We start from the raw sequence: 25,745 nt of genomic DNA on the forward strand, positions 1-25,745 counted from the left end.
ATGCTTGATCCCGAACTTCAATCGTTGCTTCAATCGCTTCGTGGGCGGATCCGCCGCTACGTGGTTTGGGACTCGGTGCTGGCCATCATCGCCGTCGTTCTGGTGGCGTTTTGGATTGGGCTGTTGATCGACTACGTGCCCGTCACACTCGGCGGCGCCGAAATGCCTCGCTCGGCACGGGGGATCCTGCTCGCCGCCGTCGGTTTTGCCGTGTTCGTGATCGTTGTCCGAATGCTGATCGATCGATTGAGCCGGCCGCTTCCCGACGACAGCTTGGCGTTGTTGGTCGAACGCCACCATCCGCAACTGGCCGGCCGATTGGTGACCGCCGTCCAGTTGTCGCGGCCCGGCCGAACGGGCGATTCGCACTCGCCCGACCTGTTGCGTCTGGTGCACCGCGAAGCGTCCGAGTCGGTGGACGAGGTGGATCCGGGGCGCGTGTTACGGATGCAACCGCTGATTCAGAAAGCCGCCCTGGCCGGCCCGCTGTTGCTGCTGGCGCTGATGTTTGCCGCCTACAGCCCGAGTGCGTTCGCCCGCGCGGCGGCCCGATTGACGCTGCTGTCCGACGCCCGTTGGCCGCGGCGGGCCAGATTGGAAATGGTCGGAGTCGACTTGCCGACCGTCACCGCGTCCAACATCCAAGATTCCGACCCGCAGCGAATTGAATTTGAAAATGGCGTGATGCGATTGCCCACCGGCAGCAGCGGCATCTTACGGATTCGCGCGGCCGCCGAGGACGCCGAAGTCCCCTCGGCATGTACCGTGTATTACGAAACCGATGACGGCACCCGTGGACAATCCAACATGCGTCGGGTGGGACGTCAGCGCGACGGCTACCAAGCGTTTGTGCTCGACGGGCCTCCGCTAAGCAACCTCGCGTCGTCATTTTCGTTTTCCATCCAAGGCCTCGATGATCGGTTGGTCGACTATCGGATCGAAGCCGCCGAGCCGCCGGCGATTTCGGCAATGAATGTCAAGATTCTTTACCCCGATTACCTTCGTGATTCCGCCACGTCCACCGCAACCGATGAATCCGAATACGATTTTGAAACTCCCTACCAAGCTGGTTTGCGGATCAGCGAAGGCAGCGGTGTGACGCTGGAAGCAGTTTCGAGTCTGCCGTTGGGTGATGTCGACGTGGTGCTGGAATCGGATGGGCAAGAAACCCGAGTGACCGACTTGGTGTACGCCGACGACCGCCAGTCCGTGCGGTTGAAGCTGGACACCTTCGACAATCCGACCGCGATTCGCATCGTTCCCTCCGACCCCGATGGTATCAGCGCCCAAGCGCCGTTCCGATACTTCTTGGGGGCGATTCTGGATGAACCTCCCAGCGTCTCGCTGGCGCTCAAGGGCATCCAATCCGCGGTCACACCGATCGCACGACTGCCGCTGGAATGTGTCGCCGAAGATGACTACGGCGTTGTGTCAGTGACCGCGTTCGTCGCCCAGAGTGCCTCAGCCAACCCTGGGGATGGCGAAGGCGGCGCGGCCCCGCCGGCACTGGCCGAACCGATCTCGCAACGGCTGGAATTGGACCGCGATGGGCAGGCAGGTGCCGTCATCGATCTTCGTGAACTGACCAATTCGGGGCAGATCCCCGCCTTGCAGCCCGGCAGCGCCATCAGCGTCTATGCCGAAGCACGCGACGGATACAACTTGGACGGAACCCACCTGACCACCAGCGAAATCTATCGCTTGCAAGTCGTCACGCCCGAGGAACTACTGACGCTGATGGAGCGACGGGAACTGGGCCTCCGCACCCGGCTCGAACAAACCGTCACCGAAACCCAGGGACTGCGCGAACAACTCGCTGGGTTCCGATCGGACCGGTTCGAGCTGTTGATGGAACGCCAGCAGGGGGAGTCGGAACAACAGACACGGCAACGCGAACTGCGAATCATCGGGCTGCGGGTCCAACAGAGTGGCTTGCAGACCAGCAAAACCGCCGAAGAACTAACCGGAATCGCCGAGTCGCTCGATGACCTGCTGTTGGAAATGGTCAACAATCGAGTTGACTCCAAAGATCGACAGGAAAGACTTGGCAGTGGCGTCCGTGACCCGCTGCGGAAGATCGTCGATGTCTCCATGGAGCAGCTCAAGCAGCAGATCCGAGCGATCGAAGGTTCCATCGAACAGCCCGAACAGGCACTCGAGCACACCGAGGCCGCGATCCAAACCGCCGACCAAGTGCTCTTGGAGTTAACGGCCGTTTTGGAGAAGATGCTCGACTTGGAAAGCTACAATGAACTGTTGGACCTGGTTCGCGGCCTGATCCAGGATCAAGAACAACTCAAAGAAGACACCCAGCAAGAACGTAAAAACCGTGTCAAAGACCTGTTTAAGTAACCAGCACTAAACTGCCGCAGACCTGGAAAACGATATGTGGGACAATGACTTGATGAATGAATCGAATCGCTCGGTCACAAGTCGAGCCGCCATGCGTCAATCCACTCCCTTCCGCTTCCTCGCGGCGGCTCTCTTCGTCCTCTCGGCCTCCCTCTGCGGGGCCGGCACCGCCACCGCCCAAGATTCCGCCGCCGACTCGGATCTGGTGCTCCGACAAGCCGGCGTCGCCGATCGCTACCAACGTCTCGAAGAACTGTTGCTGCGTCTGGCCGACGTCGAGGCCGCTGAAAACCCCGATCGCGCGGCGTTGCTGCGTCAGGCGGCCAAACAGTCCCGCGAAAAGTTCGTGCTGCAGCAACTCAGAAACGCCAGCGAAGCACTCCGAAACGAAAAATTCTCCGACGCCGTCAGCAATCAAGATTCCGCCAGTACCGGGCTGGCCGAGATCCTGAAACTGTTGACCAGCGAAGACCGGGCCAACCGGATTCGCGATGAAAAAGAACGGTTGTCGAAGATGATCAAGGATCTCAAACGCATCGAACGTTCGCAGCGAAGCACCCGTGCACGGACCGAAAATGGGGCGGAACTCGATCAACTCGAAAAAGAACAGGAGTCGATCGCCGATCGCGGGCAAGAGTTGAAAGACCAGCTCGCCGAAGAAAACGGCGAAGAAATGAAGGGCGGAGCCGAGGGAGGGGAATCTAAGGAAGGGGAAGCTAAGGAAGGGGAAGCCAAGGAAGGGGAAGCTAAGGAAGGGGAAGCCAAGGAAGGGGAAGCCAAGGAAGGGGAAGCCAAGGAAGGGGAAGCCAAGGAAGGGGAAGCCAAGGAAGTAGAAGCCAAGGAAGTAGAAGCCAAGGAAGTAGAAGCCAAGGAAGGAGAAGCCAAGGAAGGAGAAGCCAAGGAAGGGGAAGCCAAGGAAGGGGAAGCTAAGGAAGGAGAAGCCAAGGAAGGGAAAGAGCAATCTGGATCGGAGCAACAGGGACAACAGGGGGAGCAGGGCCAGCAAGGCGAGCAGGGACAACAAAGTCAGCAGCCACAATCGCCGCAGCAACAGGCCGAACAGAAGTTGCAGCAGGCGATCGAAAAGATGCGGCAAGCGGAGCAGGACTTGGAGCAGTCCAAGCGAGACGAAGCCGTCGAGGACCAGTTGGCGGCCGAAGAGAATCTGCGTCAGGCGATCGACGAACTCGAGCAAATCCTGCGTCAACTTCGGGAAGAAGAGATGCAGAGGGAACTTGCCCGGCTGGAAAGTCGTCTGAAGAAGATGGCTGCGATGCAATCAAAAGTGATCGACGACACGGCGGAACTGGCCGCGACGCCGAAATCGCAACGCAACCGGCAAACGGACCTGAAAGCGGGCGATTTGTCCTTTGACCAGAAGAAAATCACGGTCGAAGCGGATCGGGCGATGTTGCTGCTGCGGGAAGAGGGCTCCAGCGTGGCGTTCCCCGAAGTGGTGGCGCAAATCCGAGACGAAAGTGATCGAATTGCCCAGAGATTAGGCAAAACACAAATTGATGCCGTCACGCAAGGCATTCAACAAGATGTCCTCGCCGCCATCGAAGAAATGATTGGCGCTTTACAGCAGGCTCAACGGGACCTGGAAAAACAAAAACAACAGGGCCAATCCGCCCCCCAACAGGCCGGACAGCCCGGAGAACAGCCGCTCGTGGGCGCGATTTCCGAGCTGAAACTGATCCGAACGATGGAAACCAGGATCAAATCGACAACACAACGTTATGCCGGACTCCTACAATCGGATGAGACTTCGGCACAGGACGTGCTTCCTTTGCTAAAGAACTTGTCCGATCGCCAGGCTAGGCTGTACAAAATAACGCGTGACTTGGTGATGCAGCGCAATAAGTAAGCGACTCCAACACAGGCGGACCACTGTGATTCGTAATCGAACCTCTCAGAAGCGGCGGAGTTTTCTCTGTTCAGTCCCGTCTTACTGTTTCGTTTTCTTGCTCCTCGGGTCGACCGCCATGGCGGATCAGTCGCTGGAAAGTGAACAGAGTTGGAAGGCCCTCGACGGCGATCAGATGTCTGCCTTGCTGCGAGGTTCGCTTAACGATTTTGGCGCCCCACCGGCCGCCAGCGCGGAAGCATCCGAGCGGTTCCGGCAGCAATTGGAACAATCCGACCAGGACCCGATGGATGCCTTCATCGAAGCCGTTGCCGGTCTGACTGACGCGGTGGAACGGCTGGCGGATATCGCGGCCAAAGACCCACTCGCAGCCGCGGCAAGTATCGACCCCTCCGCCGCCGACTATGCGGAAATCGAATCGTTGCCCAAGCCGATCCGAATGACCGTGCGAACCTGGCTGGGCCGGCTGTTGGTCCGATCACGCCTGTATGACGAAGCACTGCCGGTGATCGCCGAAGTCGACGCGACCGAATCGATCGACCCCGCCAGCTCGCTGTTCTATCGCGGCGCCTGCTACCACGCATTGCTGATGAAACAAGAAGCGCTCACGGACCTGCGTACCTTGCTGGAAAACGAAGACGATTGTCCGGTCCGTTTTTCTCGCTTGGCCAAGCTGATGGTCGCCGACATCAAACCGCTCAAAGAGGATTCACTGGACGAGATCTCACGCTTGATGACCGACGTCACCCGCCGCTTGGACCTGGGGCGAAGCGACGAAAAGGTGTCCGGCCAAGAACAAAAGATCATCGACAAGCTGACTAAGTTGATCGACAAACTGGAAGAGCAACAACAGCAGCAGCAACAACAACAGCAACAGGGCGGAGGCAGTTCGGGGGGCGAGCCGAAGAACGGCCAAGAATCGCCCATGCAGGACAGCCAGATCGCCGGCGGCAGCGGCGACGGGAACGTCAAGAAGAAAAACCTGGGCGACGACGACGGCTGGGGGAACCTGCCGCCGGCCGAACGCAAGGAAGCCCTGCAAAAGATCAGCCGCGATCTGCCCACGCACTATCGCGACGCCATCGAAGCCTACTTCCGCAAACGAGCCACCGACGGCTGAGCGCCCGCGCCAGCGCAAGTTGGTGTCCAGCCTTCAGGCGTATCCTCACGCGCTGCGAAGCAGCAAGACGAGCGGCTAAAAGCCTGCACACCAGCGCAAGTTGGTGTCCAGCCTTCAGGCGCATCATCACGCGCTGCGAAGCAGCAAGACGAGCGGCTAAAGCCTGCACACCAGCGCAGGTTGGTGTCCAGCCTTCAGGCGCATCCCCATACGCTGCGAAGCAGCGAAACGAGCGGCTAAAGCCTGCACACCAGCGCAGGTTGGTGTCCAGCCTTTAGGCGCATCATCACGCGCTGCGAAGCAGCGAAACGAGCGGCTAAAGCCTGCACACCAGCGCAGGTTGGTGTCCAGCCTTCAGGCGCATCATCACGCGCTGCGAAGCAGCAAGACGGAGCGGCTAAAGCCTGCACACCAACGGTTGTTGGTGTCCAGCCTTCAGGCGCATCCCACTCGCTGCTCCGCAGCGAACCGAGCGGCAAAAGCCTGCACACCAGCAACGCTTCCATCAACCATTTTCCGTCGGCCGCAAAACCGGGAACAGGATCACATCGCGAATCGATTTCTGTCCGGTCAAGATCATCACCAGGCGATCGATTCCGATTCCCAGTCCTCCTGCCGGCGGCATCGCGTGACGCAACGCGCGGATGAAATCGTGGTCCATCTTGGCCATCGACTCTTCATCGTCCTGCCCTTCCAATTGCGTCTCGAACAGTTTTTGCTGCAGATCGGGATCGTTCAGTTCGGTGTAGGCGTTGGCCAGTTCCATTCCACTGATGAACAGCTCAAAGCGTTCGGCGATCTCGGGGTTGTCCCGCTTTCGTTTCGTCAGCGGACAGATACTGGCCGGGTAGTCGATCACAAAAATCGGCCCTTCCAGCGTGTCTTCGACTTTCTCTTCAAAGATCTCGTTGCGGACGACGTCCAGGTGCTTGTGTTCGGTGTCCAAGCCTAGCTTTTTGGCATACTCGATCACCGCCTTGTCATCGGTCTCGTCGATTCCGGTCGCCTCTTTGAACAACTCGGCATAGGTGGCCCGTTTGAACGGCGGCGTGAAATCGATCGTCTTGCCCGCGTATTCGCGTTGGTATCCGCCACCGATCACTTCGATGGCGTTACAGATCACGCGTTCGGTCAGATCCATCATCGACACGTAGTCCCCGTAGGCCTGGTAGACCTCCAGCATCGTGAATTCGGGGTTGTGCCGCGGGCTCAGTCCTTCGTTGCGATAGACACGCCCGAGTTCGTAGACCCGTTCCATGCCGCCGACCATCAGTCGTTTCAGGTGCAGCTCGAGTGCGATCCGCAGGGTCAGCCCCATGTCGAGGGCATTGTGGTGCGTTTCGAAGGGGCGCGCCGCGGCGCCGCCGGCCACGGTATGAAGCGTGGGGCCTTCGACCTCGCAAAAGCCATCCGCATCGAGGGTGGCGCGGATCGATTTGACGATTCGCGTGCGGTCCAAGAACGTTTCCATGGTGCCGTCGTTGAACGCCAGGTCGGCGTACCGCATCCGCTGCTTCAGATCGACGTTGGTCAGCCCGGCGTGCTTTTCCGGCGGCGGTTCCAGCATCTTGGTCTGGAACGTCAGCTTCTCGGCAAACACGGTCAGTTCACCGGTGTTGGTGCGTCCCAACCGTCCTTCGGCGGCAATCAGGTCCCCCAGATCGAACAACTTGGCGAGCGTGAAATCATCTTCGCCGACTTGTTTCTTGCCGATGAAGATCTGGATCGATCCGGTCCAATCCTTGATGTTCAAAAAGATCAGCTTGCCGGTCGGCCGGGCCAACATGATGCGGCCGGCGACGCGAACGGTGGGACCGATTTCTTCGCCCGGGCCGTTGTCCGATTTCCACTGGCGGTAATCGACGTCTTCGGATTCGACGTCCGGCAGTTCCAGAAGTTGGCCGTCTTTGGTTTGAAACTTGATTTCCGGGATTCGTTTGCGGCAATCGCCGATCAGCGTTCGGTCGTCGAAACGCGAGCCGTAAGGATCGATCCCCAGCGCTTCAATTTGTCGCAGTTTTTCGCGGCGTGCCACTCGCGGGTCGGTGGTGTCACCATCGTCGGGAGTGCCATTTCCGTTGCCGCCGTCTGGGTTCTGATTCATCTTGACTGCTGATTGGGTTGAAAACTGCCGCGGAAAACGACCGGCATTCCGGGCCTGGGGCCGAATTGTCGAACCGATCGCGTGTTTTGACAAGGCGAGCGCCGGTTTTGACAAGGCCAGCGTCTGGGAGCTGTCTTGACCCGGACCGCGGCGGTTGGTTATCAGACGTTTTGTTGTCGCCGGCGTCGTCGTGACGCCGGACCACGACGCGTTTCTCTCCCGCCACCGATCGAATCCGAGTCCCCCATGAGTCGTTTTCTCGCCTTCACCTTGTTCCTTGTCGTCGCCACCTGCTTTTCCGCCAACACCCAAGCGTCGGCGGCCGAAGTCGTCCATTTCCAGTGCAAGGAATGGAAAGCGAAACACATCCACGATGCCAAAAAAGCGACCGCGATCGCCGGAACGTTGAAAAAATTGGGTTGTGAAGTCAAGGAAGAACAGCACAACGGCCATCTGGATGTCAAATACCGCTGCGTCAAAGAGCGCACGCTGCCCGTCAAATCCCACGCCGAAGCCGTCAAATGGGAAAAGTGGTTCAAGGAATTCGGGTTCAAGGTCTACCACACCCACTAGTGCTTACGCCACTTGCCCCGAACCCGAAGTGTGATTTACACTTCTGTAGTGGACGGCAGGCCGTTTCGACGACGAAGCCGTTCTTGAGGAGGATAAGCGAATTGGCAAGCAGACTGATTCGAAATCAGTTGCCGCGCAAGCGGTTGCGGGTTCGAGTCCCGTGTCCTCCGCTGTGACCATCACACCCTCGAAAACACTCTGTTTTCGAGGGTGTTTTTGTTGGGTCGCACCCCACCCGGACGAACCTCGACGACCGGCGGCTCCCCCGCGCCGAAGGCCGGGGCAAATCACCTCCCGTCTCTCTCTGATTACCGGAAATGGCACCGGCAAAAGTGTCGGTGTGCGGGCTTCAGCCCACTGTCGCTGCTTCGCAGCGACCGGGGATCGCCTGAAGGCGAAAACACCAACGGTTGCTGAATCGCGTGTTGCTTTCGCTCGTGCCATGCGTGTCGCAAAACTTTTTCTGCATCTTGCTGTCGGGCAGTGGCGGAAAACGGCGGTTGCTGGATTGGAGGGGAGCTGGAACACAAAACTCCGCCGGCGTTTTCCAATAGACTCCGGTGCGTTCGCTTTGGGCGATCCATGGAGCTTTGTCGGCCCCGATTTGTAACTCATGTCCGCAGGAATGGTTCGAAGACGATGAATGTTCGCCAGAAAAAGCTTCCAATTGCGGCCCTGGAACGGATTGACGATCGGTGCACCGAATTTGAACGACGATGGCAGTCAGGCGATCCGCCGACCATCGAATCGGTCTTGGAAGGAGACGTGCGCGACGCGGAGTGCGACGTGCTGTTGGCTGAACTGGTTGTCCTGGAAATGGACTATCGGCGACGACGTGGTGAGGGGCCGACGAAGCAGGAATACCTGGACCGGTTTCCCGATCATGTCAACGCGATCAACGGCGCGCTGAAAGACGACGACAAGCGAGCCGGTGCCTTCGTGCCGCCCACCATCGCACGTCTGGCCGAACGGTTTCCCGCCCTGGAGATCATCGAACTTCTCGGTGCCGGAGGAATGGGAGCGGTCTACAAGGCGCGGCAAAAAGGGCTCGATCGCATGGTCGCGTTGAAAATCCTGCCGGAAGAATTTGCCCACGAAGCGAACTTTGCTCTCAGGTTCACCCGCGAAGCGCGCACGCTGGCGAAACTCAATCACCCCAACATCGTCTCGGTGTTCGAGTTTGGAAACGTCCAGGACACGCACTACTTCCTGATGGAGTTTGTCGACGGACCGACACTTCGCGACGTCGTCCGAGCCGGCCAATTGTCACCCGAACACGCCTTGGCGATCGTGCCGCATCTCTGCGACGCGCTGCAGTATGCTCACGACAAGGGTGTCATTCACCGCGACATCAAGCCCGAAAACATCCTGATGGCCGAGGACGGTTCGGTGAAGATCGCCGACTTCGGTTTGTCGCGGATACTGGGCAACGAAAACCAACAGACGATGCTCACGGGCACCCACCAGATCATGGGCACGCCGCGCTACATGGCTCCGGAACAACTGGAAGGCGCCCGCGGCGTTGACCATCGGGCCGACATCTATTCCCTGGGCGTTGTCTTTTATGAAATGCTGACCGGCGAGCTTCCGATCGGACGATTCGCCGCGCCGTCACAGAAGGCCCAGATCGACGTGCGGCTCGACGAGGTGGTTCTACGCACGCTTGAAAAGGAACCGCAACGGCGATACCAGCATGCCAGTCAAATCAAATCGGACATGCAAACCATCGCGTCGACGGGCAACCCCGCGCTCGCCCCCACCCTGGTTGCAGCCGAAGTCGCCGGCCAGACCGACACCCCCTCGGCCATCCAGCCGTCAACGGCAAGTCTGCATCACCAGGAAGTGGCCGCGCGATTGTTGTTGACCCGGCGCGACCTGATGGATCGCATCGGCACGTCGCTGCGTCCACTGTTTCGAGGACAACTCTTGCAAATCATCATTGGCGTGCTGATCATCGTCTTGGGGGCTCAATGCTGGGCGCGCAACATGGACGTCGCCCATCGAGTGATCTGTGGAATCATTCTGCACGTCTACGGGATCCTCGTGATCGCCGCGGCAGCAGCGGTCTGCACCAAAATCAATCGAATCGATTACTCGGAGCCCGTCGACCAGATCCGCGACCAACTGGAAGCCGTCAGAAACATCTATCTGAAAGTCGGCGCGGTGATCGGATTCCCCTGGTGGTTGATGTGGATCCCGGTCACCGTTGCGATCGGTTTTGATGCCGTCCTACATCCGAATTCACTGGTCCCGTCACTCATCATCGGAGTGATCGGAATCGTTGTCTCCTACTGGCTGTACTGGCGAGTCCAGCGATCGGACCGGCCGTCGGCGGAGGCATGGCGAAAACGCTTCGCCGGCAACAGCATCACTAATGCGTTTTTGGTTCTCACCGAGATCGAACACGCACAGATTCGGTAACGGCTCGATTGCCGACCGCCGGCGACACCAGAGGAACCTTCGATTCTGAATCGTGTCGCCGGGTTGAAGCTGGGCACCGGTTTATAGCCAAATACCGCTACGTTAAGCGTCGTTTCCTCTAGGGAAGGCCCGTAGGCTCGCGCCAAACGGCTAATAATCGTTTGACATCAGCCGGTTCGCGCCAGCGTCCGGGCCTTCACTTAGCGGTACCGGTTTAAAGCGGGTCGCTGTGATCCGTCACCACGTTGATCCTCTCAAGTCAACGTGTCTCGCTACCTTACTGTCGCAACCGCCAGAAAGCCCATCCATCCGTTCGCTCGTTTTAATCCTTCCGGCACCTGCATCAGGAGTTCAACATGAGTCCTACACTCGACACCGCCGTGATCACGGACCCGCTGGAGGACACTTCGGGATCTGCCGGTGCAGCCGCGGCGCCAACGACTGAGCCGACGATCAAACGGCGACACGACCTGGACGCACTGCGTGCGATCGCGATGTTGCTGGGGATCGTGCTTCACGCCGCACTCTCGTTCTCGCCGATTCCCTGGCCCGTGAAGGATTCGCAGACAGGCGAGTCTTACTCCGTACTGTTCGCCGTGCTCCACGGGTTTCGCATGCCGCTGTTTTTTATGTTGAGCGGTTTTTTTACGGCGATGTTGTGGCGCAAACGAGGACTCGGCGGATTGATCAAACAGCGACTCAAACGGATCGCCCTACCGCTTTTCCTCGGCTGCCTGACCATCGTGCCGAGCATGTGGGCGGTCAGTGCCTTCGTCAGCCGCCCGTCATCGACAGGAACGCAGAACGCGGCCGCCTGGGAAGCGGTTGTCGCCGGTGAGACCGACCGCGTTCGGGCAGCGATCGAGAACGACCAGTTGGGCGTCGACGCGGTCAGCCAAGATGGCGCGTCGCTGTTGACCGTCGCTGTGTTTCTCGGCCATACGGAAATGGTTGAAATGCTGCTGGATAAGGGAGCCGATGTCGACCAGCGAAACAGCGACCAGGGGACGGCGTTGCACAGCGCGGCGTTCATCGGCCGTGCGGAGGAGGCCGTCCTGCTGTTGCGTGCCGGAGCCGATGCGGACGCTTCGGACGCCAACGGACAAACGCCAAAGACCCTGCTCAAAACCGACTTCGGCACCACAAACTTTATCGCGACATCGTTTGGGCTTCCGCTGGACGAACAAACCTTGAAGGCCGGTCGAGCCGACATCGCAAAGCAATTCGGTGTGCGGGACTACCTCGGTTCTGGCAGCGGTACCGCGGCAGGTCCCGGTTGGGAAACGATCGAGTCGCTCTTGTTTCAGTTTCCGGTGTTCATGCATTTGTGGTTTCTGTGGTTCCTGTGTTGGTTGATCGCGGCGTTCTTGATTTACGCCCCCCTGGCCGATGCGTTAAAGCTTCGCAAGCTCCCGGCATGGCTGGTGTGTTCGCCGGTCAGTCTGCTGTGGCTGATTCCGCTAACGATGTTACCGCTGTCGTACATGAACCCTGTCAGCTTCGGCGCGGATCCATCCATTGGACTGCTTCCGCTTCCCAGCGTGCTCGCTTACTACGCCGTGTTCTTTTTCTTCGGGGCGCTGTACTGGGACATCGACGACACCGAGCATCGTCTCGGACGCGAGTGGGCGATCAGCTTGTCGGTCGCGCTGATCGTTGTCTTTCCGATCGGTCTGGATTGGGTGTCCGGGACGCTCGGAATCGTGCCGTCACTGCAAGATCCCACCCTGAATTCACTCGCCGCAATCATGCTGCAGGCCCTGTTTGCCTGGCTGATGATCTTCGGATCGATCGGGCTGTGTCGTCGCCTGATGTCTCAAGAGAGCCGTACCATGCGATACATATCCGATTCGTCGTACTGGCTGTATCTGGCTCACCTACCGCTGGTCCTGCTGGCTCAGTGGTTCGTCCGAGATTCGACGCTGCCCGCGTTTGTGAAGTTTTCCGGAATCACCATTGTGATTTCTGCGTTCCTGTTGCTGACCTACGAGTACGGTGTTCGCTATACGATCATCGGCCGAATCCTGAACGGGCCGCGAAAACGGGCCGCGTAGCGAGGTTCGCCCGCGTTGTTGCGGAGCCTCAGGTGGCAAATGTGCAGCGGGCTGGAAAGCTAGCGCCCCGCATTTTGGGCCTCCAACAGCCAGTCCGTCCGACTGGCCATCTCCCCGCGTGGCCGAATCTGGGTCACAATCACTGGTCTGGCAGACTAAGTTCCGCGGAGTGGCTCCCGCTGATTAGAGTGGCCCCCCGCTGATTTCTGCCCCCCGCCTCGCCCCCTTCCACCGATAGATTCACCCGAGATGCAGATTCCCTGTTTCAACAAGCAATGCTCAACACTCGTTTTCCTGCTCGCCTGCAACCTCGGTAGCGGCCTGTCATCAGCTCAAGATCCCGACCCGATTGCGACGCTTCAGGAAGAAGCCGTGCGAGCGAACCGTTCCGACTGGGGCCATTGGGGGCCCAACGGAGACGTTTATTCGAGCTGGAAGAATCACAGCAACCGGCTGATCCCCATCTACACGTTTGGCATCGATTTGAAATCGGTTGCGGGGGAGAACAGCGTGTATCGCGATCGTGCGGCGCTGGAGAAACTTTACGGCCAGGTTCCCGAACAAACCTTGAATCCCGAGGCGGAATACTTTGACCAGACCGATGTTTATCGGCTGCAAAAATCGGCGATCGAATCGGGCAAAAAGCGAATCATCTTGTTTATCTTTGACGGCATGGACTGGGACACCACGCGAGCCGCGGCGATCGCCAAGCAGGGCAAAGTCAGCTACGACAGCGGCCGCGGCCAGGGACTCGCCTTTCAAGACTACCGCGGCGCGAAGACGGACTTCGGATTCTTCGTCACCAGCCCGCACAACGATGGGACGAACATCAACGTCGACGACCAGATCGTCACCTCACCCGGCGGCAAGGTTCCCGGCGGTTACGATCCGGGCCTGTGTGGTGCGACTCCCTGGAGTCCGATTACCGACGCCGACTACCCGATCGGCAACAGCAAGCAGACCAAACACGCCTTCACCGACTCCGCCTCGTCGGCGACTTCGATGACATCGGGCATCAAAACCTACAACGCCGCGATCAACGTGGATCCCCTGGGACGCGAAGTCCTTCCGATCGCCAGAACGCTGCAACAAGAAAACGTGGCGATCGGTGTGGTCACCAGTGTTCCGATCAGTCACGCCACGCCCGCGTGCGCTTACGCGAGCAACGTGCATCGCAGTGACTATCAAGACCTGACACGAGACTTGATCGGACTTCCATCCAGCTACCATCCCGGCGGATTGTCGGGCGTCGACGTCCTGATCGGCGGCGGCTGGGGGACCGAAAAGGAAACCGATGGTGCGCAGGGAAAGAACTTTGTGCCCGGGAATCGATACATCACCAACGAAGATCTGGCCGCTATCGACGTGGCCAACGGAGGTCGGTATGTCGTGGCGCAGCGGACGCCGGGCAGGACGGGCACCGAAGTGTTGAACGATGCCGTCAGGCAAGTCAAAACCAGCGGCGATCGATTGTTCGGCTACTTTGGCGTCCAAGACGGGCACCTGCCGTTCCGCACCGCCGATGGAAACTACAACCCGGTGATCAGTTTCGGCAACCCCACACCGGAACCCGCCGAGGTGTACAGCGACGATGACATCAACGAAAATGTCCAGTTGCGTGAGATGGCGCTCGCGGCGCTTGACGTCCTCGATGCACGCTCGGATCGCTGGTGGTTGATGATCGAATCCGGTGACGTCGACTGGGCGAACCACTCCAACAACATCGACAACTCCATCGGCGCCGTCCACAGCGGTGACGATGCCTTCGCCGCCGTGGTCCAGTGGATCGAGCAACACGGCGGCTGGGACGAAACGGTGTTGATTTTGACCGCCGACCACGGACACTACTTTCAACTCGATCGGCCCGAAGCACTCATTCCTGGATCCAGAACCAGCCCCTGAGTTCGCCCTCGTTGAACCCGGTGGCACGATCGTCGGGGTACAGTTGGGCGAGCTTCTGCTTGATCTCGGGCAAAATTTGCTCCTCGGGACCGTGGCATAGCAAACACTGCGCCTGTAGCTTGATCGGCAACAGGGCTGCCGCAGAGTCATCGGACAGCACGGCGAAAACCGGTGTGTCGACCTTCTGCTCAACCAACGCTGCGGCCCACTCGGGAGGTTGATTGTTGGGGTTACGAAGCCGGACGCCCGTGCGGCCGATTTGCACCGCGTGTTCGGCCCCCACTTCGTCGGCAATCTTGGCCGCTTCCTGACTGCACACCCCGATCGCCCCCGCCGGGCCGGCATCCGCCATCGCTTCCATCAAACGTCCCGACAGACGCGTGAACAAGGCGTCCTTGGCGGCAAGCATTGCCGCTTTGCTTTCTTCGCTCGGCATCGCGCCCTCAACGATCGACCGGGACGGCTCGCTGGTGCGCGTCTGGTCCGTCACCGGCGCCGTCTTCGTCCCAGTGCATCCGGTGGCCGTGAACAGCAATAGCAATAGCGCTGATGTTGGATGGTGCGTCCGTTTCATGCTTGCGATCCCCTGCGAGTTGGATGGAGTGGAGACACCGGTACAGCCGGATCTCGACAGACCCCGTTGTATCGTCAGTTCGCGAGGTGTCAAGCATTTTAGCGAAGGCAATTTGCCGCAGACGAAGGGCGAGAGCGACGATTCAAGAATGCCTATAATGCCCGGGGTCCGAATCACGCGTTCCATCGCGCCCCACCCACACGGAGCAACGGCTGTGAGTAACAAGACATCCAGTGATCATCAGACTTCCGAGCGTGAAACTGTCACAGTGGCGCGGCGGCGATTGCTGCAAGCCGGTGCGGCGTCAATTGCCTACGGTGCGCTCGGTGCCAATGCGTTTGCGGCGGCCGACCGTCCGGTCAAACGCGTCGGGCTGATCGGCGCGGGCTGGTACGGCAAGAGTGACCTGTGGCGGTTGATTCAGGTGGCACCCGTGGAAGTCGTTTGCATCTGTGACGTCGACCAACGGATGCTTGATGAGGCGGTTCAGATCGCCAGCGAGCGTCAGTCGTCCGGTAAGAAACCGAAGACTTACGTCGACTACCGCCAGATGTTGAAAGAAAATCGGCTGGACATCGTCGTCATCGGCACGCCAGATCATTGGCACGCGTTGCAAGCTATCGCGGCGATGGAATCCGGTGCGGATGTTTACGTCCAAAAACCGATCAGTGTCGACGTATTGGAAGGCGAAGCGATGGTCGATGCGGCACGGCGGCTGAATCGTGTCGTCCAAGTCGGTACCCAACGCAAGAGCACCCCGCACCTGATCGATGTGAAGAAACAGGTCGTCGAAGCGGGGCTGTTGGGCAAGATCGGTCATGTCGAAATGTGCTGTTACTACCACATGCGGGCCAACGGCAATCCCGACGTGATGCCGGTGCCGGATCATCTGGATTACGAAATGTGGACCGGTCCGGCGCCGCTGAGACCCTATGACGGCTTACCCCACAAGCGATGGTGGCGAACCTTTACCGAATACGGCAATGGCATCACGGGCGACATGTGCGTCCATATGCTTGATACCGCCCGCTGGATGCTGGGGCTCGGATGGCCGAATCGCATCGCATCGACCGGCGGCATCCTGGTTCAAACCGACGGCAAGTCGAACATTGCCGACACGCAGAGCGCGACGTTTGAGTTCGATGACTTCAACGCGCAATGGACTCACCGGACCTGGGGCTCGCCGACCGATCCCGATTACCCGTGGGCGTTGTTCATCTACGGGGACAAGGGCACGTTGAAGGCCAGCACGATGCGGGCCGACTTCATCCCGCAAGACAAACGTGCCAAGCCGCTCCATTTCGATTGTTTCTTCGAACGCGAAAAGTACCCCGAAGACTTGACGGAGAAGGACATCGAACTGAACGCTGCACCGGCGACACGACTACACATGCTCGATTTCCTCGAGGCGATCGAAAACCGAAGCCGCCCAGTGGCCGACATCGAAGAAGGCCACATTTCGACGGCGAGCTGTATATTGGCAAATCTGTCCATGCGGCTCGGGGGGCGCCCGCTGGAATATGATCCGAAGCAACGCGTGATCATCGGCGATGAAGAAGCGACACAGTTGCTGAGGCGAGAGTATCGCGCCCCGTGGCAGCATCCGTTTAATGCTTGAAGATCGGTTAACGGCCAATACCGCAAACTGCATCCGCTATCTGTTAGCGGCACGGCGCGACCGCTCCGGTTGTTCGTTAGCGGCAGGGCGCGAGCCCTCCGGTTCTTTGTTAGCGGCAGGGCGCGAGCCCTCCGGTTCTTTGTTAGCGGCAGGGCGCGAGCCCTCCGGTTGATTGTTAGCGGCAGGGCGCGAGCCCTCCGGTTGTTCGTTAGCGGCAGGGCGGGAGCCCTCCGGTTCCTTGTTAGCGGTAGGGCGCGAGCCCTCCGGTCTTGCAAGCTGATACCAACATGCTGATGAATCATTTGCCAGCCCATCGGCCGGCCCACCAGCAGCATGCATCGGGTGCTCGATCACCGCTTCGGCGGAGCGTGGTTCTTGGGCAGCTCCGAGTAGCCGTTCTTGATAAAGAGCGAAACGACTTTGGCATGCTCCTGCAGCAGTTTGGCGACGTAGGCGTCCTCCGACGTCTCGCGGACCAGGACACCGTGCTCGGTGTGTTCCACATCCATCTTGATTTTCTTCGCGTTGGCGAAAATCTCGCGGAACAGAGGGTCCCGCATGCGGATCGGGTTGACGTTTTCCATCCGATCGTACATCGATTCGACGTGCTTCTGGATTCGTGCCGCCACGTCTTCGTCGTTCGATTCGGTCAGCGTTTCGATGCCGTTGGGCAGATTCTTGACACTGCGTCGGATCGCTTCTTTGTGTTCGATTAGAAAAAAGAAGTCTTCGTGATCGATAGCGTGCTGGGCATCATGACCGCGTCCCATCGCTGCCCCGCGTCCCATGCCGGGGCCGCCGCGCATCGCCATCCCTTTCCCGCCCGACGCTGTCTGTTTCGCGGCAGCTGCATCGATGTCGGTCTTCGCCGCGGCGCAGTCTTTGCATTGCTGCTTGCATTCGTCTTCGTTGCAGAAAGGACAAGCCTTGTCCTTGCAACAGGCGGCAGTCGGCTTGGCCGGTTCGTCGGTTGGCGTGTCGGTGTCAGTCAATGGTGCACCGGTCAAACCTGAGGCGAGCACGATCAAAACAGTCAAGGTCGCCGACAACAATACAAGTTTCTTCATTGAATTTTCCCTTTACGGTTCGCTCCGTGGACCGGAGCCACAGTGGATGGTTTCAACCAAGCGGTTGGCAAGCGGCGTGCCGTTCGAGATCAACTTTCCACGTCGCACCGGCCGGGACCACCGGAAATCAGCTTGAAACCGGGGAATTGGTGCTCGATGGGTGGGAATTCTTTGTCGCGCGTTTTTCGTTTGCAAGGGCCGGACGTCGATTCTGCAACGGACGCGACCGCCAACTGCGCAAAAATTGCAGGGTCAATCAAGCCGGCGCCTGCATTCATTGCAGGGGGTGATGTCATTCGCCACGGCGCGTTGCCGGTGGCCGCCCCCGTTTGACACACAACGACGTGCGAAATTGAGCTCATTGGCACAATTCCCAGTGCCGGTCGCGGTCGCGGCATTGGATTTGCTTTATCCCATGCATGAACAATCCAACCAACACAAAGGTGAGTGCCATGAAACGGTTACTACTTGGACTATCCGCAATCGCTGTCCTCGCGATGGTCCCACTGGATGTCAGTGCTCAACAGAGGAGAGGACGAAGTGCTGCCGGACAGGGCTCCGGGCAGGGCGCCAGACAGGGCCCCGGGCAGGGCCCCGGACAACGATCCGCTCAGCGACGCGGTTCTCAAGGGGCAATTCAGCAATCCAACCGAGGCCGACAACCACCGGGGTTGTATGCCACCAATGACAACTCGATCGATCTGCTCCGCTTGTGGGAAGAAGAAAAAATGGCGCGAGATGTTTACAACACGCTCGCGAAGACTTCGAGTCAGATGGTGTTCCGAAATATTGCACGCGCTGAATCCCAACACATGCAGTCTGTGGCCAGGTTGATCGGAGGCAGTGGGGCTGGGCTGCAGCGGTCCAGCAACACGCCCGGCGTCTTTGTGACGCCCGAATACCAACGGTTGTATCAGACTCTGATCGCCGAGGGCAGTCGCGGCACGCTGGACGCGCTGAAGGTCGGCGCCAAGATCGAAGAAATGGACATCGCCGATCTTCGCAAGCAGTTGGCCGCCACCAGTCATCCCCAAACCCGTCAGGTGTTGGAGCGATTGATGCAGGCGTCGCACAACCACCTTCGCGCGTTCGCATCCCAGATTGCATCGCAGGGGTCCACCTACACGGCACAATTCCTGACTCAGGCTGACTTCGACGCGATCGCCAATTCCAGCGGCAACGGCCAAGGACGCCAGGGTGCCGGAGGCAAGGGTCGCGGTCGCGGTGCGGGAGGCGGCCAGGGAAACGGCGGTCGCGGCAATGGCGGTCGCGGCCCCGCGTAGGACCAATGGCTGTCTCCGCAATCGGATGGCAGCGAGTCGCCGGCGATCGAGCGACGCCAGCACCGCCGGACCGGCGAGGGGCAACTGCCTACAATGATTTCCTTCCCCAACGCCAACACGAAAACGATGCAGCGCATGATCGCCAAACGAATCCCCAAGCCACGAATCGTTGGACTCGTGGTTTTGGTTGCATTGTGGGTGATGTTTGCACTCTGGCAGCGCGCCGAACATGTCCATCAATGTCGACTGATTCACGACACGCTGTCGTCCCAGGGTGATGCCTTGTCGACCGCCGTCAGCAATTCAATTCAATCGCATCGTTGGTTCAGCCCGTTTGTCCGGCAGCAGCTTCCCACGACGCTCGACACTCTCGCGCGATCGACGAACGTGCTTGCCATCGCGGTGATCGCAGGTGGCGACGCGGAACAGACGTACGTCTCGGGAGACGAAAGCCTGATCGCGTATCAGTTGCCCGCGGGAGAACATGTCGTCGATGACACGTTGCAGTTGGTCCGTGAGTTTGAGATGCAAAACGATCCGCCGATGCCGGGAGGATTCTCGGTGCCGATGGAACCGGCGGGGACGCAATCGTTTCGATCGGTTGTCGTTTTGGATCGGACGGAAACCATGTCCCAGTTGTACCTCGAAGCGCGAAGCCGGATTCTGATTTTCGTTTTGGGGACGTTGTTGCTTGTCGCCATCGGTGCGGTCTGGCAGTTCACGGTTCGGCTTGCCCAATCCGAAGGAAGGACGCGTTTGCTGACGGCCGAAACCAGGCATCTTCGTGAACTCGGGCAAGCGGCAGCGGGGCTTGCACACGAAACACGAAATCCCTTGGGTTTGATTCGTGGCTGGACACAGCGGTTGGTCGATGCGGGGTTGCCCGAAGCGGACCAGCAACAACAGGCCGAAGCGGTCATCGAAGAATGCGACCGCGTGACCGCGCGGATCAATCAATTCCTCGCCTTTGCCCGCCAAGCCGATCTGCAGATTGAAACGTTGGCGATCGAAGACCTGGTGACGGAATTACGCACGCTGCTTCAATCGGACCTGGATGCCAAGGGTTTAGTTTTGGAAACAGAGGGACTGCAAGGGCAAGCCATTCGCGCCGATCGAGATCAACTTCGCCAACTGTTGTTCAATCTATTGCAAAACGCCATCGGCTTTGCGCCCGAGCACAGCACGATTAGACTTTCGATGCAGCAGTCGTCCAACGGCGCCTTCCGAATCGAGGTCGCCGATCAGGGGCCTGGTGCCTGCGAGGAAATCGTCGACAGCCTGTTCGAACCTTACGTCACGCGGCGTCCCGGCGGTACAGGATTGGGGCTTTCGATCGTTCGGCGCATCGCGGTCGCTCATGACTGGGACGTGGGCTACAGGCCCGGTGACAAGCTCGGCAGCGTGTTTTGGATTGATGGCATTCGCAGCGCATCCCCCTTGCCAATTGGCGATCGATTTTCCTCCGTCAACCATTAACGGTTCCTGGCGAATACTGGACACATGAAACAAGCATCGCCAGCCCAACCCGTTTTGATGATCGTCGACGACGAACCGGCCCAGCGCGAGTTGATCGGTGGTTTTCTGCAGCGTCAAGGTTTGGAGATCATCGAGGCGTCGTCCGCCGAATCGATGCTCGAATCGTTGCAGCAACGTGCTCCGGACATGATCCTGTTGGATGTGCGACTGCCGAACATGAGCGGCATCGAAGCGCTTCCAGAGATTCGTCAGCGTTTACCGACCGTCCCCGTGGTCCTGATCACCGCCTTTGCCGATGTACGTCAGGCGGTTGAAGCGGTCAAACGCGGCGCCGACGACTATTTGTCCAAACCGATCGACTTGGAAGAACTGAAGGTCACTGTCTTCGATGCATTGGGGATGCGTTCGGTCGACGATTCCGCGGACAAGCCGACGCTGCCGCCCCTACCGGCGGAGTTTGTTTGTGAAAGCAGCGCGATGCGGGGCTTGATCGAGACGATCGCAGTCGTCGCGCCCTCGGACGCTCCGATCCTGATCCAAGGCCAAAGCGGTTCCGGTAAAGAATGGATCGCCAAGTTGATTCATCAGTGGAGCCATCGTGCGAAACAACCCATCGTAACGACCAATTGCGCCGGTCTGTCCGCCACCTTGGTCGAAAGCGAACTCTTCGGCCACGTCAAAGGGGCCTTCACCGGCGCGTCGGAAAACCGTTTGGGCATGTTTCGATCGGCGGGCGGCGGAAGCCTGTTTTTGGATGAAATTGGTGAGATGCCGTTGGAAATGCAACCCAAGCTGCTGCGCGCCTTGGAGACCCATCAGGTCACGCCGGTCGGCGCGGATCGACCGGTGGACGTTGACACGCGATTGATCGCCGCGACCAACCGCAACCTGCAAGACGAAGTGACCGAGGGGCGTTTTCGCGAGGACTTGTATTACCGGCTGAACGTGGTCGAATTGATTGTCCCGCCGCTTACCGATCGTCGCGAAGACATCATTCCGCTGGCCAAGCATTTCGCCAGCCAGTTCTCCAATCGGCAGGTGCGTTTTTCACCCCAAGCCTCGCGCGCCATGCTGGCACACACCTGGGTCGGCAACGTTCGTGAATTGAGGAACGCGATTCAACGCGCCTGTCTGCTTTGCCAAGGCGACGTGATCCTGCCCGAACATTTGCCCGCCCACGTCGCCGTCGATCAGCGTGCCGACTTACCCGATGCAGGGCGTCTGTCCCAAGTCGAGCGGGCGACGATTCTGGCGACGTTGGAGGAATGTGATGGGAATCGAACCCAAGCGGCAAAGGTTCTGGGGATCAGCCGCCGCGCGCTGATTTACAAGCTGCGTGATATGGACGAGGGTATCGAGCGGCCATGATCCGCCCCGCATGATATTGACGTGCGAGGCGCCGGCGAGTTACTCCCGTTGTCTCGGATGACGCTGAGACCGATTGGCAGACAAATTCGAGACCGCACGTAGGGACTTGGATTTGCGCTGGCCAAAACGACTCTTCAAGATTTTCCGCCGTACCGGATTGGGACTGGCTATCCTTGCGCTGGTGATACTGGTTTCACGCAACGATGTTTCACGCCGGGTCGCCGAGTCTGTCACTTCTTCGGTTCTGAAAACGGATGTCACCATTGACTCGGTTTTCATCGGATGGGGGCATGTCCAAGTCGCCGGGATCACTGTCTTTGATCCCGTGGCGAAACGAAGTCCACAGATCGAGGTCGGCCGGGTCGATCTCACGACATCGCTGCTGCAAGGCCTCCGAGACGGAGTTTGGCTCGATCATCTCGCCATCGATCACCCTCTGCTGAACGTGCAGTTCGACCCCGACGGCAATCTGCTGTCTCGGTTTCCGGCACCGGAGTCAGCTCCATCGGAAGGGAAACTCAAGATTCCGATCCGCTCCCTTACGGTCAGAGGGGCACAGGTCATGATTCATCAAGGAGATTCCCAAACGGCGGTGGTCGACGGGGCTGACCTAGCCGCCACCTTCGGCAAGTCGATCCTGATTGAAGGTCGCGTCGACAAGCTGATCGAAGGACGCGTCGATTTTGCGTCTCGGGTTGACGCTGTCACCTATCAAGGCACGACATCGTTGCGCGTCGAAGACTGCAGACTGGATAGCGAATCCCTACTCGGACGACTGCTGCCCGAACCGCTTCGCAGCCAACCCTTTTCGGGATCCGTCTCACTGGTCGCCAAAGCCCATCATCCCGCGAGCGTCAATGACTTGTTGCATCATCCGCTGCAAGTGAAACTGCAATTGCAAGACATTCGTCTCGCTGATTTCGAAACGTTGGTCAATGAAGTGACAGTCATTGCCAACAGCGATTCCGACGGAATCGCCATCGACATCGTCGGTGATCCCCTGGACGGCGATGCCGAGGTCCGGATCGACGTCTCGTCGCCGGTTCCGCCCTTGGTGGCGACGATCGAAACCGAGGTCTCGAACTGCCGCTTCACTTCGCTGATCCGAAAACTCTCCGGCGACATGCCGATGCAGGCGTCTGGATCGATGCGTGCGTCGACGCAGATCGATTGGGACGGTCGCCTCGCAACGTTCCATCACGCGATGCATGCCGTCGCGCATGACTTGGTCGCCGAAGACATTGAACTGGATGACGTTGTCTGTGACCTGCACTGTGACGGGTCCCTTCCCGTGGGGACTGCCGACGTCGACATGATCTCTCAATTGCGTGGCACTCTGGGTGCCACGATTCAGTCGGACGGTTTGAACCTTGCCCAAATCTCCGATCGCTTACAGATTCCTGATCTACAGGGGCGTATCGCGGCGAGCACCGACCTTCACCTTCCATTGGAAACACTGCTGGATCCCAACACACTGATTGCCAACGCCCGAGTCGACTTTCAAAACGTTTCCGGCCGTGGCGTTTACCTCGACAACACGCAGGGCCAAATGGAAGTCGGCGGCGGGAAAGCAACGGTGAAACTTTCAAAAGCGACGTTAAAAGACGCCGACGGCCGGCAACTTGCAGACATGTCAACCGTCGTGCGAGCAAATTTGCCGACCGATGAGGTTGTGATTGACGCGCAATTTGATCACACCAGCCTGCAACACATCGCGCATTTGTGCCAACTGGATGAAAACCAATTTCACGGTCAGATCATGGGGCAACTCGATGCAACATCCAGCATCACTTCGGTTGCCAAACCCGAGAGTTGGAAATCGACGGCATCGATACGACTGCGCGACTTAGTCATTGCCGGTGAACCCCTTCGCGACGCCGAGATCCGAGGCACGCTGGAGCAAGGAAATCTTGTTGTACCCCGGACTGAATTCAGCTGGCGAGAGAATCTGTGTCACGTGCAGGCCCTCGGGACGCTGAACAATCAACTGGTGATCGACGGAACGTTTGATGCGGGCCCGATCGAATTGGATGACGTCGCCGAATTGGCGACACGGCTATCTCACCAGCCGCTTCACCTCACCGGCAATGCGTCGTTGAGTGGCAAGATTCACGTCGATGCGATCGCAAAAACGTTTCACAGCACGGGCACCGCCATGCTGTCCGATGCGACCTATGCGGACGCGCAAATCGGATCGGCCGACTTGGATTGGAGCGTCGAATCGTCTGGTGTCACGCTGCGCACACAGTCAAATGATTTCCTGGGCGGAACCTACGCCTTGGATGCGCACCTCGCGGAACTGGATTGGACCCGAACCACGCTCGACTTGCGATTCAAAGAGATCCAATGTTTGAAAGGACCAGAATTGTTAGGGATCGACATTCCGGTCACGGGAACGATTGAAGGTGGATGTCGGTTGACATCGATCGGGGCGTTGAACGATTTGCGCGGCAACGGCTGGATACGAAGCCCCGGCGTTTCGATACACCAAGTTCCCGTGAGCCTCAATCAAGGTCGATTCACCATTGCCAATGGCGCGGCAGAACTCTCCGCCGAAGGCGAGAGTTTAAACGGCACCTACAACGTCAACGCCAAGTGTCGGCTGGACGAAACCCTTGCGTTTGCGAAACAGAAGAATCGCGACCTGCGTCGATTGCCGGTCATCGCCAAGGCCACGTTGACGGGACTTTCGATTAGTCAGTCCGTACGTTCGCTCGGCGCAAGCGGTGCGTTACAACCGTTGACCGGCGTCGTGCACGCAAGCTGTGTCCGAGACGAATCGACACAGGCCGAGGGGTTGATATGCACGGCATCCGCGACCGCAGAACATCTAAGCTGGCATGGAAAGTCGCTCACGGATCGATCTACCGCAACGGTTCGCCTTCATCCCGATCGCTTGGAGCTTTCGGGCATCGACGGACGACTCGCCGGTGGTCGAATCACCGGTCGGGGTGAAGTCGCCTTGGACGGCTCACAGCGAGGTTATTTTCAATTGGCCGTCGATCGCATCAACTTGCGTCAAGCGGCTGCACCACTGGGACGGTCCATCAAAGGGGTTACCGGAACGGCCAGCATGCAGGTCGACGGCCGGCTGGGGAGCGTCATCACCGGCCGCGCACAGATTTCGGCGAACCATCCCTCCGTTTCAAACTTGAACGTCCGCGCGGTGCGGTTTCCCGTCGACTGGTCGTTCACGCCCGCCACGCAGCGTTTCGGATGGCGATGCCGAGCCGGGGTGATCGATGCCGGCGCCGGCAAGATCAATGTTTCCACCGAAGGTGACTTCGCACGAACGCTCAACATGCGAATGACGGCCAAGCTAGATCACATCGACACCTCGAAAATGCTGCGCGGGGGTGCCACCGACCTGGGAATCATTGACGGGCGAGTCCATCTCAAAGCCAATCGCGCGCGTTCGCTCAATCAAATCAGCGGAACGTTTGACGTCAACCTGTCGAAAGTCGATTCGATGAACCTGCCGATTCTGGATCAATTGGGTGCCTTGATCAATCTCGCTCCCACGCTATCCACCGACCAAGACAACCAGGGGACGATCCAGGGTCGTCTGGCGGGCGGGCTGGTCCATTTGGATCGACTCGCAATCTCGCAAAGCAATGTCCAGGTCTTGATGGACGGGCAGGCCACGCTGGACGGACGGCTGGATTTTGACATCACCGCCGCGACCGGCCAAACCGGCCCGGCTGACGGGCTGGCTGCGTTGGCCAGTTCTCCCCTCTTGCTGGCCGCACCGGCGCCGGTCGCGTTGGTCTTGAAAGCCAACGAAGCGATGAAAGACCGCGTGGTGCATGTTCACGTGGGCGGCACCGCGACCCGCCCCGTCTTGCGGCTCCAGCCCGGGAAACAACTCGCTCAAGACACGCTTCGATTCTTTTTGAAAAACAGTTTTGGTTCGCAGGTCGCAGACGCTGTTGATACGTCGCGACGCGGCTTTCGATAGGAAGACAG

At 59.0% G+C, this 25,745-nt stretch carries 15 protein-coding genes and 1 tRNA gene; 13 read left to right on the forward strand and 3 right to left on the reverse strand.

Annotation, left to right across the window (positions count from 1 at the left end; genetic code table 11):
- From TBK1r_RS06050 to TBK1r_RS06060, 3 genes are all read left to right on the forward strand, one after another.
- Positions 1 to 2,352, forward strand: a complete 2,352-nt coding sequence (locus tag TBK1r_RS06050; protein WP_145208127.1) for a coiled-coil domain-containing protein — start codon at positions 1 to 3, stop codon at positions 2,350 to 2,352.
- Between the two features lie 52 nt (positions 2,353 to 2,404).
- Entirely contained in the window at positions 2,405 to 4,219 is a 1,815-nt protein-coding gene (locus TBK1r_RS06055; RefSeq protein ID WP_145208129.1) for a hypothetical protein, read from the forward strand.
- A gap of 118 nt (positions 4,220 to 4,337) precedes the next feature.
- Complete coding sequence (locus TBK1r_RS06060; RefSeq protein WP_145208131.1) at positions 4,338 to 5,339, forward strand: hypothetical protein; 1,002 nt, start codon at positions 4,338 to 4,340, stop codon at positions 5,337 to 5,339.
- A 505-nt stretch (positions 5,340 to 5,844) separates the two neighbouring features.
- On the opposite strand, the gene lysS is transcribed toward TBK1r_RS06060, so the two are convergent.
- A complete protein-coding gene (gene lysS / locus TBK1r_RS06065) occupies positions 5,845 to 7,443 on the reverse strand; it encodes a lysine--tRNA ligase (protein ID WP_145208133.1) in 1,599 nt (532 codons plus the stop codon).
- 246 nt (positions 7,444 to 7,689) lie between these two features.
- Between lysS and TBK1r_RS06070 the strand changes: the two genes are divergently transcribed.
- The 5 genes from TBK1r_RS06070 (at position 7,690) to TBK1r_RS06090 (ending at position 14,393) form a co-directional block, all read left to right on the forward strand.
- Positions 7,690 to 8,016 (forward strand): hypothetical protein, encoded by a 327-nt coding sequence (locus TBK1r_RS06070; protein ID WP_145208135.1) that lies wholly within the window; start codon positions 7,690 to 7,692, stop codon positions 8,014 to 8,016.
- Positions 8,017 to 8,103: 87 nt separating this feature from the next.
- Positions 8,104 to 8,186 (forward strand) — tRNA-Ser (locus tag TBK1r_RS06075).
- Positions 8,187 to 8,655: 469 nt separating this feature from the next.
- Complete coding sequence (locus tag TBK1r_RS06080; RefSeq protein ID WP_419581022.1) at positions 8,656 to 10,437, forward strand: serine/threonine-protein kinase; 1,782 nt, start codon at positions 8,656 to 8,658, stop codon at positions 10,435 to 10,437.
- 356 nt (positions 10,438 to 10,793) lie between these two features.
- Positions 10,794 to 12,491: an acyltransferase family protein gene (locus TBK1r_RS06085; RefSeq protein ID WP_145208137.1), complete on the forward strand. Its 1,698-nt coding sequence runs from the start codon at positions 10,794 to 10,796 to the stop codon at positions 12,489 to 12,491.
- Positions 12,492 to 12,740: 249 nt separating this feature from the next.
- Positions 12,741 to 14,393, forward strand: coding sequence for an alkaline phosphatase (locus TBK1r_RS06090; protein WP_145208139.1), 1,653 nt, complete (start codon positions 12,741 to 12,743; stop codon positions 14,391 to 14,393).
- On the opposite strand, the gene TBK1r_RS06095 is transcribed toward TBK1r_RS06090, so the two are convergent.
- A complete protein-coding gene (locus TBK1r_RS06095) occupies positions 14,365 to 14,967 on the reverse strand; it encodes a c-type heme family protein (RefSeq protein WP_145208142.1) in 603 nt (200 codons plus the stop codon). The genes TBK1r_RS06090 and TBK1r_RS06095 overlap by 29 nt on opposite strands.
- 214 nt (positions 14,968 to 15,181) lie before the next feature.
- Here TBK1r_RS06095 and TBK1r_RS06100 point away from each other — a divergent pair, with 214 nt between their 5' ends.
- The gene (locus TBK1r_RS06100) at positions 15,182 to 16,585 is read left to right on the forward strand and encodes a Gfo/Idh/MocA family protein (protein ID WP_419581023.1); all 1,404 of its coding nucleotides are present in this window, start codon (positions 15,182 to 15,184) and stop codon (positions 16,583 to 16,585) included.
- A 350-nt stretch (positions 16,586 to 16,935) separates the two neighbouring features.
- Here TBK1r_RS06100 and TBK1r_RS06105 read toward each other — a convergent pair whose 3' ends face one another.
- On the reverse strand, positions 16,936 to 17,652 hold the full coding sequence (locus TBK1r_RS06105; protein ID WP_145208147.1) for a hypothetical protein: 717 nt from the start codon (positions 17,650 to 17,652) through the stop codon (positions 16,936 to 16,938).
- Between the two features lie 671 nt (positions 17,653 to 18,323).
- On the opposite strand from TBK1r_RS06105, the gene TBK1r_RS06110 reads away from it, so the two are divergent.
- From TBK1r_RS06110 to TBK1r_RS06125, 4 genes are all read left to right on the forward strand, one after another.
- Positions 18,324 to 18,935 (forward strand): DUF2202 domain-containing protein, encoded by a 612-nt coding sequence (locus TBK1r_RS06110; RefSeq protein ID WP_419581024.1) that lies wholly within the window; start codon positions 18,324 to 18,326, stop codon positions 18,933 to 18,935.
- A gap of 135 nt (positions 18,936 to 19,070) precedes the next feature.
- On the forward strand, positions 19,071 to 20,411 hold the full coding sequence (locus tag TBK1r_RS06115; RefSeq protein ID WP_419581025.1) for a sensor histidine kinase: 1,341 nt from the start codon (positions 19,071 to 19,073) through the stop codon (positions 20,409 to 20,411).
- 24 nt (positions 20,412 to 20,435) lie between these two features.
- Positions 20,436 to 21,779 (forward strand): sigma-54-dependent transcriptional regulator, encoded by a 1,344-nt coding sequence (locus tag TBK1r_RS06120; protein ID WP_145208153.1) that lies wholly within the window; start codon positions 20,436 to 20,438, stop codon positions 21,777 to 21,779.
- A 181-nt stretch (positions 21,780 to 21,960) separates the two neighbouring features.
- Positions 21,961 to 25,737, forward strand: a complete 3,777-nt coding sequence (locus TBK1r_RS06125) for an AsmA-like C-terminal region-containing protein (protein ID WP_145208155.1) — start codon at positions 21,961 to 21,963, stop codon at positions 25,735 to 25,737.
- Positions 25,738 to 25,745 lie beyond the last annotated feature (8 nt).

The organism is Stieleria magnilauensis (genome assembly GCA_007753675.1).
Lineage (GTDB): Bacteria > Planctomycetota > Planctomycetia > Pirellulales > Pirellulaceae > Stieleria > Stieleria magnilauensis.